The sequence below is a fragment of the Pseudomonas sp. P135 genome (genome assembly GCF_020312125.1).
In the GTDB taxonomy this organism is placed as follows: Bacteria; Pseudomonadota; Gammaproteobacteria; order Pseudomonadales; family Pseudomonadaceae; genus Aquipseudomonas; species Aquipseudomonas fragariae.
This window is the reverse complement of sequence record NZ_JAGPYR010000019.1, coordinates 70,622-83,742: the sequence shown is the minus strand read 5'-3', so window position 1 is coordinate 83,742 and position 13,121 is coordinate 70,622. Positions and strand designations below refer to the sequence as shown.

The 13,121-nt window shown below is 55.3% G+C and carries 7 protein-coding genes and 4 pseudogenes; 7 read left to right on the top strand and 4 right to left on the bottom strand.

The genetic code is table 11. The annotated features are described in order from the left end of the window. From benC to KBY08_RS22290, 4 genes and pseudogenes are all read left to right on the top strand, one after another. Positions 1–1,023 carry a benzoate 1,2-dioxygenase electron transfer component BenC gene (gene benC / locus KBY08_RS22305; RefSeq protein WP_024642954.1) on the top strand — a complete coding sequence of 341 codons (1,023 nt, stop codon included), beginning with the start codon at positions 1–3 and terminating at the stop codon, positions 1,021–1,023. Between the two features lie 10 nt (positions 1,024–1,033). Then, positions 1,034–1,795 (top strand): 1,6-dihydroxycyclohexa-2,4-diene-1-carboxylate dehydrogenase, encoded by a 762-nt coding sequence (locus KBY08_RS22300; protein ID WP_024642953.1) that lies wholly within the window; start codon positions 1,034–1,036, stop codon positions 1,793–1,795. Between the two features lie 56 nt (positions 1,796–1,851). Then, a pseudogene (locus tag KBY08_RS22295) lies at positions 1,852–3,195 on the top strand (MFS transporter). A gap of 71 nt (positions 3,196–3,266) precedes the next feature. Next, a pseudogene (locus tag KBY08_RS22290) lies at positions 3,267–4,511 on the top strand (OprD family porin). Between the two features lie 161 nt (positions 4,512–4,672). On the opposite strand, the pseudogene KBY08_RS22285 reads toward KBY08_RS22290, so the two are convergent. After that, positions 4,673–5,005, bottom strand: a pseudogene (locus KBY08_RS22285) (DUF3772 domain-containing protein); the annotation flags it as partial. A 2-nt stretch (positions 5,006–5,007) separates the two neighbouring features. On the opposite strand from KBY08_RS22285, the pseudogene KBY08_RS22280 reads away from it, so the two are divergent. The 3 genes and pseudogenes from KBY08_RS22280 to KBY08_RS26955 form a co-directional block, all read left to right on the top strand. Next, positions 5,008–5,901, top strand: a pseudogene (locus KBY08_RS22280) (acetyl-CoA C-acyltransferase); the annotation flags it as partial. A gap of 268 nt (positions 5,902–6,169) precedes the next feature. Then, on the top strand, positions 6,170–6,559 hold the full coding sequence (locus KBY08_RS22275) for an MFS transporter (protein WP_050586788.1): 390 nt from the start codon (positions 6,170–6,172) through the stop codon (positions 6,557–6,559). A 418-nt stretch (positions 6,560–6,977) separates the two neighbouring features. Then, entirely contained in the window at positions 6,978–7,370 is a 393-nt protein-coding gene (locus KBY08_RS26955; RefSeq protein ID WP_370737600.1) for an MFS transporter, read from the top strand. A 101-nt stretch (positions 7,371–7,471) separates the two neighbouring features. On the opposite strand, the gene KBY08_RS22265 is transcribed toward KBY08_RS26955, so the two are convergent. The 3 genes from KBY08_RS22265 to KBY08_RS22255 form a co-directional block, all read right to left on the bottom strand. Continuing rightward, the gene (locus KBY08_RS22265) at positions 7,472–8,767 is read right to left on the bottom strand and encodes a tyrosine-type recombinase/integrase (RefSeq protein WP_024642949.1); all 1,296 of its coding nucleotides are present in this window, start codon (positions 8,765–8,767) and stop codon (positions 7,472–7,474) included. Positions 8,768–10,466: 1,699 nt separating this feature from the next. Further along, a complete protein-coding gene (locus KBY08_RS22260; RefSeq protein ID WP_003401145.1) occupies positions 10,467–11,528 on the bottom strand; it encodes a hypothetical protein in 1,062 nt (353 codons plus the stop codon). An 11-nt stretch (positions 11,529–11,539) separates the two neighbouring features. Next, the gene (locus KBY08_RS22255; RefSeq protein WP_060405745.1) at positions 11,540–13,120 is read right to left on the bottom strand and encodes a hypothetical protein; all 1,581 of its coding nucleotides are present in this window, start codon (positions 13,118–13,120) and stop codon (positions 11,540–11,542) included. Between the last annotated feature and the right edge of the window lies 1 nt (position 13,121).

Here is a 13,121-nt window from a genome sequence, read left to right as displayed (position 1 = left end):
ATGACGTATTCCATTGCCCTCAACTTTGAAGACGGAGTAACCCGTTTCATCGAATGCAAAGCGGGCGAGAAGGTGCTTGATGCTGCTTTTCGCCAGCGTATCAACCTGCCCATGGATTGCTCCGACGGTGTTTGCGGCACCTGCAAGTGTCGATGCGAGAGCGGTGCTTATGATCTTGGTGACGAGTACATCGAAGACGCTTTGAATGAGTCGGAAGTGCAGGAACGGCAGGTACTGACGTGCCAAATGGTGCCGGAGTCAGATTGCGTGATCGCCGTACCCGTCCCCTCCAGCGCCTGCAAGACCGGCACCAGTCAATTCACGGCCAGCGTCAGCCGGCTTACGCGCCATGCCGATGCCGCGCTGGAAGTCAGATTCGAACTGGACCAGCCGCCCGTTTTCCTGCCTGGGCAATATGTGAATATCGAAGTTCCGGGCAGCGGCCAGACGCGTTCGTATTCCTTCAGCAACCTGCCCGGCGAAAAGCACGCGAGCTTTTTGATCAAACACGTCCCCGGCGGGCTGATGAGCAGTTGGCTTGAGCGCGCCCAGACATCTGACAAAGTCGCCATGACCGGCCCCTTAGGGAGTTTTTATTTGCGAGAGGTCAGGCGGCCGTTATTGTTCCTGGCTGGCGGCACCGGCCTGGCGCCGTTCCTGTCGATGCTCGAAGTCCTTGTTGAGCGCAACGAAAAGCAAAAGGTGTCTCTGATCTACGGCGTGACCCGCGATCAGGATCTGGTAATGGTCGACGCTCTAAAAGCTTTCGCCGCACGGCTGTCCGGTTTCAGCTTCGTTACTTGCGTGGCGGATCCTGGAACCAGCCATCCCCGACAAGGCTACGTAACGCAACACATGGCAGCGGAAGTGCTCAATGGAGGCGACGTCGATGTTTACCTGTGCGGACCACCGCCGATGGTCGACGCGGTGCGCGAGTATTTCAGGGATCAGAGCGTCAGCCCGGCCAGCTTCCATTACGAGAAATTCACACCCAACGCAATCGTCACCGGCGACGCAGCCTGAGGGCACCGAAATGAACCCACGTTTCAATGACAAGGTTGCGCTGGTTACCGGCGCAGCCCAGGGCATCGGTCGGCGTGTTGCTGAGCGATTGCTGGAGGAGGGCGCCTTGCTTGTCGCCGTCGACCGCTCGGAGATCGTTCACGAAATGCAGCATGAGCGTGTGTTGACGTTGACCGCTGATCTTGAGCACCACGCGGAGTGCGCAAAGGTGATGGCCGCGACCAAAGAGCGTTTCGGACGCATAGATATCCTTATCAACAACGTCGGCGGGACCATCTGGGCCAAACCTTTCGAGCACTATGCCGAGGATGAGATCGAGGCTGAAATCCGCCGCTCTTTATTCCCCACGTTGTGGTGCTGCCACAGCGTATTGCCTTACATGCTCGAACAGCGCAGTGGTTCTATCGTCAACGTCTCCTCGATTGCCACACGCAGCGTAAACCGCGTGCCTTACGGCGCGGCCAAGGGTGGCGTCAATGCGCTCACCGCCTGCCTGGCTCTGGAGACCGCCGGCAGCGGAATTCGCGTCAACGCGACAGCGCCCGGCGGCACCGAAGCGCCGCCGCGACGGATCCCCCGCAATAGCCAACCGCAAAGCGAGCAGGAAAGTGTCTGGTATCAGCAGATCATCGAACAGACGATCGACAGCAGTTTGATGAAACGCTACGGCACCATAGATGAGCAGGCGGGCGCGATTCTTTTTCTGGCGTCAGATGAAGCTTCCTACATCACCGGCGTGACGCTGCCGGTGGGAGGTGGCGACCTAGGCTGACTCAACGGTAGTACCTGCGTATCTCACACACAACAAAAATAATGAGAGTAAATGCCATGCGGACCATCGACGTACATTCGATTATCGACGGCGCCCGTTTCGGGCCCTTCCACTGGCTAATCATGGGCTTGTGCGCCTTGATGTTGATCTTTGATGGCTATGACCTGTTCATCTACGGTGTGGTCTTGCCAGTCATCATGAAGGAGTGGGGGCTGACACCTCTACAGGCTGGCGCGCTGGGCAGTTATGCGTTGTTCGGCATGATGTTTGGCGCCCTGATATTCGGCAGTCTCGCCGATAGAATCGGCCGCAAAAAAGGCATCGCTATCTGTTTCGCTTTGTTCAGCGTGGCGACAGTTATCAATGGGTTTACCACTACGCCCAGCGAGTTCGGCGTTTGCCGTTTTATCGCCGGGCTTGGCTGCGGCGGACTAATGCCTAACGCGGTCGCATTGATGAACGAGTACGCCCCCAAACAAATGCGTAGCACCTTGGTCGCATTGATGTTCAGCGGCTATTCGCTCGGAGGTATGCTATCGGCCGGGGTTGGTATTTACATGCTGCCGCGCTTTGGCTGGCCGTCCATGTTTTTCGTCGCGACCCTTCCACTGCTGCTGCCGCTGATCCTTCACTACCTTCCGGAATCCGTCGGCTTTCTGATCAAACAAGGCCGTACCGAGCAGGCGCGGATGCTAATCAAGCGTCTGGCGCCTGAGACCGTGATCACTTCGCAAGACATCCTGTAGGTCGATGATGCCAAGGGCAAGAGCAAGGGTGCTTCAGTATTGGAGCTGTTCAGAGGAGGGCTAGGCGTAAGAACGCTATCAATCTGGGTAGCATTTTTTTGCTGTCTGCTGATGGTGTATGCGCTGAGCTCATGGCTACCCAAGCTCATGGCCGGCGCCGGTTACAGCTTGGGCTCAAGCCTTTCATTCTTGCTGGCCCTGAATTTCGGGGGCATGGCAGGCGCTATTTTGGGAGGCTGCCTTGGGGATCGTTTGAATCTGGTGAAAGTCATGATCGGATTCTTTCTTGCCGCCGCGTTATCTATCAGCTTGCTGGGTATCAAAAGCCCGATGCCCGTGCTTTACCTGCTCATATTCATCGCTGGCGCAACCACGATCGGTACCCAGATCCTCCTGTATGCCGGGACCGCGCAGCTATACGGCTTGAACATTCGCTCCACAGGCCTGGGATGGGCGTCAGGTATCGGCCGCAACGGCGCGATCGTTGGTCCGTTGCTGGGCGGTGCGCTGATGGGGATCGAGTTGCCGTTGCAACTGAACTTCCTGGCGTTCGCCATTCCTGGTGCGATCGCCGCTCTGGCGATGACTATGTTCGCCTTCAACGAATGTAGGACAGCACCAGACGCAATCCCTACGCCGCCAGCCCAGGCCTGATGTAAGCATCAAGCCCGGGCGTTCTAGTGCCGGGCTGATAGCTGTCGATAACAATAAATAAGAGCGACGACATGAATCAGCAGACCATACAGCGTCTATGGCTTTCAGTCCCGGGCGTTCCATTTGCCGCTTCAAGGATAGATAAGGGCTTTGTCGAGGAATCCACCGCCACCCAGCAGGCGCGTAACTATTATTTCAGTCGCGACTACTCCGAGATCAAAGGCACTAATCCGCAATCCAGAGCAGAGGAATGGGGACAGAGTTTTATTCTAACGTTATACAGCAGGGCCAGTAGGCTTTGGCGTTGATGCGCTCGGGATGGCGGGCTTGAAGCTCGACAGCAGCCCCGACCGGGTTAATACCGGTTTGTTGCCGATCAACAGCGATGGTCGTGCGGCCGATGATTACAGCCGTCTCGGGATAACTCTTAAAGCAAAGGTTTCAAAAACCGAACTCAAGGTTGGAGAGTTGCAGCCCAATCTTCCGGTGCTGACCTTCAGCGACATTCGTTTGCTGCCGCCGAGCTATCAGGGCGTGAGCGTAAGTTCCAGTGAGATAAGTGGCATTAACATGCAGGCAGGTCACCTGACCACGACCAGCCTGCGCAACGAAGCCGGGGACGAAAAAATGGTTGCCATGCTTGGGCATGTGCCGCAACGACAGGCCGACAGCGATGCTTTTGACTACCTTGGCGGCGAGTACAGCTTTAACAGGAAACAGACCAGCATCAACCTTTAGCACAGCCGGCTGACCGACATCTATTCGCAGACCTTCATTGGTCTCAAGCACAGTCAGCCACTTGGCGACTGGGTTCTAGGTGCCAGCCTCGGTTACTTCGACTCCAGCGAGAACGGGAGTGAAAAGCTGGGGAGGATTGATAACCAGACATTCTTCTCACTGCTGTCGGCCAAGCGTGGAGGTCACACCTTGTACGCAGGCTACCAGGCAATTTACGGCGATAGTGCATTTCCAAGCGTATTCGCCAATATTACCCCGCTGGGTAACGAAGTGCCGACTTACGAGTTTGCATACACCGACGAGCGTTCCTGGCAGCCCGCTATGACTATGACTTTGCAGCGATGGGCATTGCTGGTCTCACAACGACGGTCCGTTATATCGCGGGCAACAATGTCACTACGGGTGCCGGTTACGAAGGTCGAGAACCCGAACGGGACCTGGACATTGGCTATGCATTTCGAAGCGGAACCTTGAGCGGACTGGGTGTACGGCTGCGAAACGTCATGGCGCGGTCGAACTATCGCAGCGACATCGATGAAAACAGGCTGATTCTGACCTACACCTGGTGGCTCCTGTGAGCCGGCCGGCTGGCCAATACCCGTCATGGCAGGTGCCTATGATCTGATACGTGGCATTAGCTTCTGCGACCATTTATTTACCTGGAGTTTTTGATCGACCCGGGGCCAGAGCAGGTGCCTGCATCACCTGTTCTGGCCATTAGCCCTAGTCGAAGCTGTCCCTACCGTTCGGAGTGCTCTTTGTCCATCGTTTCATTGAGCAGCACTATGCTCGGCTGCGTAGACAGTGTGATGCCCAGTTCCCGCCGGCGACCCAGAATAGTAAACAGCAGGTCGCTTCTCGCTCCCCCCACAGAGCGTGGACTGTTAACGTAACCGCTGACGCTGATGATCAAACCTGAGTTGGTCAGGTCCTTGAACGAAACCGATGGAGGTGAAATGTCGAGGATGGCCTCGTGCTCGCTGAAGGCCTGAATCAGTAGTTCGCGTATCTTCAGTACATCTGTGTCCAGTGGAAGGGTCAATGTAACTCCGACGACCCCCAGCGCATTGCCATGGTGTGCCCGCAATGACCTTGAACAAGGTACGCGGATCGGGTTTGAAGGCAGCGCATCTCGCCGCCCAGGCTATCCGTTGCGGCGATGCGGACATCATCATAGCGGGCGGGCGGGCGGGAAAGCATGAGCCTGGCAGGGTATGTACTACCTGGGGCGCGTAACGCGTTCAATGACTATCACATGGGCGTAACGGCTGAAAACATGGTCGAGAAATATGGCTTTAGCCGAGAAGATCAGGACGCCTTCGCCGCCGCCTCCCAACACAAGGCTACTGAAGCAATCGAATCGCGGCGGTTTCGCAGCGAGATTGTCCCCGTCAGTGTGCCACAGCGTAAAGGCGACCCAGTGCAATTCATCGACGATAAGCAACCGCGTCCCGGCACTACGGTCGAGGCGCTAGCCAAACTCAAGCCTGCCTTCAAAAAGGAGGGCACTGTTACTGCAGGAAATGCCTCGTCCCTCAACGATGGCGCCGCGGCCGTCATGCTTATGAGCGCTGAGAGAACCGCTGCCCTGAGAGTCCCGGTGCTGCAGGCATAGCTGGCTACGCAAATGCCGGGGTAGACCCGGCTATGATGGGCATCGGGCCAGTAGCTGCGACGCGACGGTGCCTGGGCAAAGCGGGATGGGCGCTCCGCGATGTGGACTTGTTCGAGGCCAATGAAGCATTTGCCGCCCGAGCTTTAGCGGTCTCTGTAGAGCTAGGCTGGGACATGCAGAAGGTTAATGTAAATGGCGGTGCAATTGCTCTGGGCCACCCGATCGGTGCCTCTGGCTGTCGTGTACTGGTCACGCTCCTGCATGAAATGATCCGCCGGGACGTGAAAAAAGGCCTTGCAACGCTTTGTATTGGCGGCGGCCAAGGGGTGGCTTTAGCCATCGACCGGCCATAAGTCGGGGCTGCTTCTCTCTGGATTGCCAGGTTCGTGGTCATGGCTGATACGAAAGAGCTCAGCCCTGGCGGCGCTGACATGGCGCAACCGTCCTGATCCATAGGCTCTTGTTATGGGGCAGTGCGTAGTCAGTCACGCATGACTGGCCATTTGTACGTGATGCCTTGTGGGTATCGACATCCATACAAAATGTATTTCGACCTGTCGTGCAATTTTCTTATAGTTTCCAGGCGTACCAATAGTCCCAATACACGCTGAGGGTGCCGCCTTGGATGCCGCAATACCCCCCCGCGCGCTGATTGACCAGCGCCCGCTTGTCGCACTGCGAGTGCGTGTGCTTGCACTTTGCTTTTTTGTCGCACTATTCGATGGTTTCGACACCCCGGCCATCGCTTATACCGGCCCTGCTATGCTCGCGAATTTCTCTCTGGCCCCCACGGCGTTGGTTCCAAAAATGACAGCCGGGGTGATCGGTATGGCACTAGGCGCGATGCTCTTGGGCACGCTGGCAGACCGTTTCGGTCGTCGGCCGGTGGTAGTTGGAGCAGTCGTGTGGTTCAGTCTGACCATTCTGGTCACCGCTTGGACCTGCGACCTTAATCCATCCTCGTCCTACGTTTCATTGCCGGACTGGGCATGGGCGGAGCAACGCCGGTAATGCTTGCTCTTGTGAGCGAGTACGTACCTACTTGCCATCGAGGCGCCGCGCCGTCACCGGCATCCTGCTAGTCTTGCCCGCAGGGGCGATGCTTGGCGGCCTTCTTGCTTCGCGCGCGTTACCTCTTATCGGTTGGGAAGGAACTCTCATCGTCGGTGGGCTGACACCTGCAATGCTGGTTTAAGTCTTGCTGTTCGGATTACCCGAGTCGACGCAGTACCTGATCACTCGCAAGGGCGCCTCCCAAGCGGCCGACCAAGTTGGACGTCTTCTCGGCATTGAACGAGATTGCGCCGCCGCGCTTGTGGTTGACGAGCCTGTCGAGCGCGGCGCTGTCGGCGTGTTATTGGCGCCTACATTACGTCGAATCACCCTAGCGATCTGGGCGACGTACCTGTTCAATTGGGTAGCGTGGTTCATGTTGTTATCCTGGTTGCCGCCCGTGCTTAAACAACTGCGCCTGAGCGCTATCCAGGCCCCAATTGCTACGGTAACAGTGAACGCTGCCTTCATCGTTTTCGCCTTACCGCTGTCGATCCTCTTGCCCCGTGTGAGCCTGCGCCGGGTATTGTTGTGGCTACTGGCTGTCGGCATGGTGGCACGCCTTGGGCTGAGTTACGCGGGGAGTCACTGGCAACTGGTCTTTGTCTGCGTCGCTCTGGCTGGCGTGGGCGTAGGAGGGCAGCAGCTGGCGCTGAATTATCTGGTCGTTTCGGCGTACTCCACGGCACTGAGAGCAACTGCTACCGGCTGGGCGATCGGCATGGGCCGCGTGGGTGCCATCATGGGTTCACCTAGCAGTAGTCGTTGATCTGTTCGCCCGCAAAGTCGTGGGCTGGGGGTTTATCTGACCAACGATGCCAACTTGGTTAGCAAGGCGCTGAGAGATTCTCTGAGCGCCAGCGTATGGCCTCAGCGCTCTTTCATCGGCAGGCGCTTTACCGAATACGCCCGTTTCTCATCTTCTGAGTTGTAGTAGACGTTCTGCGTAGTACTGAGGCTGTTATGGCGCAGATCCACCTGGAGATCCTTCATGTCCCGATGCGGCGCATCGAAGGTCGCCGAGGTGTGCCGCAACCAGTGCAGTGAGGCGGCGCGCAAGCGGCCGACGTCTTCATCCGGCCAGCCTTCGTCCTGCATGCGTGCCAGTGCCCGATCGAACACTTCTTGAAGCAGCACACGAATATGCCGATCAGAGAGCCCGGCGCGGCCACGCTGAGTTGCGATCAGCGGCGTGGTTTCGCGGAAACCGGGCAGGGGAGCCAGTCCCTGATGCAGCCGCCAGCGCTTCAGATAATTCTCGACATAATCGTCGCGCACGCTGATCTTGCCGGCCTTGTTGCCTTTGCCCACCACGTGATACCACCAGTTGCCCGCGCTGTCCTTTCGCAAATCGCCCATTGTCGGTTGCCAGTTATCACGCCCGACAAGGTCGGAAACCCGTAAATACATAGCGAATATCGTTGCCACAATGAACAGCGTGCGTTCATATCGAGGGTCCTCAGCAGCCAGATTCTCTGCAGTCTCCAGCACAAAGTCCCACTGCAATGAGGTTAGAATCCGAGTGTCTTGGTCATCGGTGTTGCGCTGTTTGTACTTGCTCTTCTGCTTGACTGCCCGAAACGGATTTTGCTCACAGAATCCTTCGTCGATCGAATGCTGGAAGAAACTGCCGCACACCGCAAAGATCTGCGCGATGGAGCCTTGGGCAAGCTTGTAGGCGTCAGGCAGAGCGGGGCGGTTCCGCTCCTTGGCGCGCTTGCGTTCTTCCTTGGAGACTGTCTGATTGAACGGCCGCCAATCGGGGTTTACCACGTACGTATCGGTCGCGGTTTTCTTGCGCGCACCGACGCGGTTGAAGCGGGATTTGACCACTGGCCCGACCCAGACGGGATCCGGCGCCAGGCAGAATTCCATGAAGCTTTCAGCATGTGTGCGTCGCATTTCCAGCAAAGGGATTCGCGCCTTGAGCAGCGTCCACAGCAGCAGGCGCTCGACGTGGGTACGATAAGAGTTGAACGTAGCCTCGTTGCCCGCGTAAGACTTCAGGAAACTGCGAACGGAGCGGTAGCCGTCGAGCGCCTGGATGTGCTCTGGAAACTGCCCGAGATACTGGGTGACGGCAGAACTTTCTTCTTTTAGAGAACTGAAATTGAGCTCGCCAAATCGCGCATAGGTTTCAAACAGCGGATGTGGCATGGAAGGCACAAGCATAAAATTAGTTTGAGCAGGCAGATGAAAGGACTGACATGATCCTAGCAAACACCGGGCTATGCAATATCCGGGTCTGGGGATTATCGGATATTGCACAGATCAAATCGCCCTCCTAGAGATCCTGCACATTGATCGGCTCTACTTTGCCGGCCAAGCACGCCGACGCTTTCATCCGACTGACCATTCCCCACTTTGCATCACGTATTTCCCGGTGGGGGATACCCCGCGGCGGCGGTGGATGAGCATCCCGGAGAGCCGGTCATCGCCCACTTAGACTGCGATCTGGTTGATCTGTGGGTTGGACGATGTATGGATTACCACACGTTAGTGACACCATCGGCAAACTTGGAATGCGCCAGCATCGCAACCTCGAGACTACTGGCCAGATTGAGCTTGGGGGCGACAGGGGGCGTTTGCACGTAGCGGCGATGCGATTGAGATTTCGATAGGCGCCACCGCGGCACGCTGTAGTAAACCGCGGTGGATTAAGCCGCACAGATGCATATTGGCTGCAGAGATCAGAGTAATTAGTCCACGAATTAATGACCAAATGGGCAAATCACCGTCAAACCGTTTGCCTTTGGTATCGGCTGGCAGCTTCAGGAAACGCCAGGAAAACCTTGTTAAACAGGAAGTTCCTGCTATGCAGGGTAAGAGTCATGGTCACTATTCGGTGGCCTTGGCAGAGCGCCATGATCGTTATTCAATGGAATTCTCCTCAAATTAGGCGCTTTTTCCGGTGATAAACGACCGTGGCGCTAACCTGAGCCCGAACGGTTTGCTTCAGAAACGAGGTTTCACAGATTCAGACGTGGAATGTAAGCCAGAGGAATCAACGGGTTTACGTTGAAAATGGTGAAGCGCCATGGTTATTAATCGCTGGAGTTCACCGGGGCTTGGATCGTTAATCGGTGGAAAAGCCCTGCATTAGGGAATTCACCGACATCCGAGCACAGGATTCCGGCGATTAACGCCCAAATCTGGAATACGCATTTTTGCACAAGCTGTATTTGTCTAGCAGAATCAACGGCTTATTACCTGACGGCAGCTGTCCATTAATAAATGACCGGCGACAGTGTCGGCAGGAGCCTTTTCCTGCTGAAATACGCTGGGCATTGGTCCAGATTACGTAATACTTTGTTACGCATAATGTATATTATGTTAAATCATGCGTATTCCTATGTCTGTCATGTTGTCATCTGCACCCTAAAACCGGACTTTGCCACGAATTACCGGAGTTCTCCGAAATCAACGGCCTGTGCTCCCTGCCTCCAGAGCCTTCGAGCTTGCCATCGGCTTCGGCCACTGTCCCTCAGACTTGAAAACCAGAATCTCTTTCACGACTTCAGTCCTCCCTACAAGCCCATCTCATATCTTCAGGATGATGCTTTGCTCAAAGCCTAAGAGCTTACCGTTTATTCCATCACATCAGTCTATGTCTCATACGATCTCCTGCTCGACCGTTCGACATCCAGATCTGAACTATCTTTACGACGTAATGCATCTATTTTGGTGAGCATCAGAGTTAATCGTTGGTGGGATTTCCGAGACTACGCCCTGGTCGATTAAGGATTCAAGAGAAATCCAGGTCTTTTTGGAGTCTGTCCGCAGGCCTACAAGTTCTGGATGTGTCATCCAGAAACTCGTAACGGACGCAGTGCATGGGAAAAAAAGCGCCCGCCTGACTACCGAGTTACCTGCGCATTTCCAGCTTGTAAAACGAGTTTTCGATCAGACGACGTTTACGATCCGATTGCACGGCATCGCTGATTTCGTTCTTCATTCGGACATAGAACCGACAAGTCTTGGATTGAGACAGATCGTAAATTGGCCTGACTGCCTGCAGAAACTCGTCGTACCCATACGACTGCATGCTCAGCACCCCGTTCATCCCCGGCAAAGCCATGGCGTCCTGCTGGCGAGTCGCAGGCCAGTCAGGCGTGACCCGCACTGAATTCTCGCTCAGTTCCACGTAGAACAGCATCTGAATCTTCCCTGTGACCGGGTCTGCCCAGCACGGCGGAAAGTCCATACCACCCCGGGCATCCAGCTTGTGCTGCAGGTAACTCACTTGGCCTTGCAGGTCGCTATTGGCTTTCTTCAATGCCAACGGATTGGCGTCGGACTTTGCCAGCTCGCCATAAGCAGCGGCATCATTAACCAGTTTGTCGATTGTGGCGTCGGTTAACTCGCCCTCGCTCACCTTGAGCGCCTTGGCTAATTGCGCCCTTGTCTGTCGCATTTCCCGAACCTTGTCTATGACTTGAGAGCCGGTGAGCTTCTCGCCATTCTCGTCCTGTTTGGATTGTAGAGCCTTTTGTAGTTCAGCCATTGTCAGCAAGGCCTGGACAACGATAGTCTTGGCCTCATCATTTTTTTTATTTTTCGGCACCTCGGCGAGCGCTTTTTCGATCTCGGTAAGGGCCGTTACCTCCTTGTCTTTCTCTTCCAGCAAAACCTTGAGCCGGCCGGTTTCAGCTTGGGCTTCTGCGGCCAACACCATCTTGGAAATCACTTCATCGGGCTTCTTTTGCCCAATGGCCTTAAGCTTCGCTTTCAAAGCGCTGGTGACCTGATTCAACACCTCGGTTTTACTCTGGGCGCCCTGCTCGATCGCAGCAGCAGCTTTGAGTTCGTTGTTCTCTTTCACTGTTCTCACCACCATCATCCCAAGTAGCAGCATCAAGATGAAGATGATCATAAACGCGAGCTCTGTCAGAGACAGCTGGAAAACCTGATCGTTTTTAGTGCTCATGAGAATCCCTGTTACCGCTTGAACCACGCGCTTTTGGTGGATGAAGGCTCGCTGGTAACAGGTGATGAGGCTGAGAGGTCATTAGATTCTTGCTGGAGGTCAATTGGGCTTGCACCAGTGTCCAGCGGGGTGCCACTGACGGGAGAGTGAGAACTTGTCGCTCTCAGCAACTGGCTGTGACTGACCAAAGTTTTCCCCATCTCATCAAGCGTCTGCACTACCTTGGCGTGATTGGTACCCTGAGCTTCATTGCTGTGCTGCAATGCCGATGTGATCGATGAGGTGTGTTCTGCTGCGGTAGTGATGGCCGCTTCAAGGCTGTCGAGATTGCGTTTAACGGCTTGCCCTTGAGCGGTGGTCTGTTGATCAACACGTTCAATACCAGAGAGGACTTTGACCGTCTGCTCTCTAGCTACCGATAGCTGGTCAGCGACTTGCTCAACTGAGCTGTCGACCCGTTTGAACACACTGGCGAGCTCTGCCAGTGCAACAGTTTGCTTTACCATGCCTTCGACGCTGGATTCGCGGTGCTGAACAAGCGCTGAGGTCAATTGTGTCCGCTGATCCTGAATGACGGATAGAACCCCTGAGTTCTGCTCACGGATGGCCTCTAGCAATTCACCTTGCTGAGCGAAGACCTGCTGGGAAACGTCCAGAGTCTGGGTCATCGACTCGGTTTTCTTGTTCACTTTCGTGATGCTGCGCTCGACTAGCTTCGCAGCTTCCAGCACCTCACCGGAAATGCTGCTGACTCCAGATGTCAGTGCTTCTGTCGAACCGTTCAGAGCCTCGATCGCGGCACCTAGCTTTCGGGTAAACAGATCCTCGGGGAAATCGACTGCCTCAAGGCGCGAGATAACCATCTCTCGGAAATTGTCGACGCTGGCGTCAATCTTGGATACCGAGGCGACCGACGCGGCAGTGTATTCGCCCACTGCTGCCTTAAGTTCCTCAGTATTCGTCTTGGTGTCTTGAATGATAGCGGCCATCGCCTCTGTGTGTTGCGCCGACACACTCAGGAAAAACTCGTCCATGCGTTTCGCATTTTGTTCGGTGAGGCTCTGTATCTCCAAGGAGACCGCCCTGACTGTTTCTCTTGCAGCGTTTGCCACCTCACCACGGAAATGTTCAAGATCATCAAACGCTTTGTTATAGGATTCTGCTAGGCGTTGTGAGGCGTCAACTACCTGATCCTCCATGGTGCGTATGGCATCTTCCATTGAAGGTCTGAAGCTCACTAGGCAGATCCTGACGAAAAGCCCCATCACCGTACTCACCATGGCTGCGCCGAAACGCACGGCAATGGAGTAGAGGTCATCGCCAATATTTGGAAGATCGAACAAGTTGAAGATGATCGATGCGATCGTGAAGATAAAGCCGAGGTAGTAGCACGAGTCCGCGAATTTTTCTGCCGAGATGACGGGTTCTCTGTATTTCAATCCGACTGCTATGTAGATCGCCATTAAGAACAGTGGAATCGCCAAACCCCAAAGGTAGACGCTGTGCAGAAAGAAGCCAATTGTGGCCGCTCCGACCTTTAGAGCACAGATGGCGATGAACAGCGGCAAAACTTTGATCGTCATGCGCTGCATG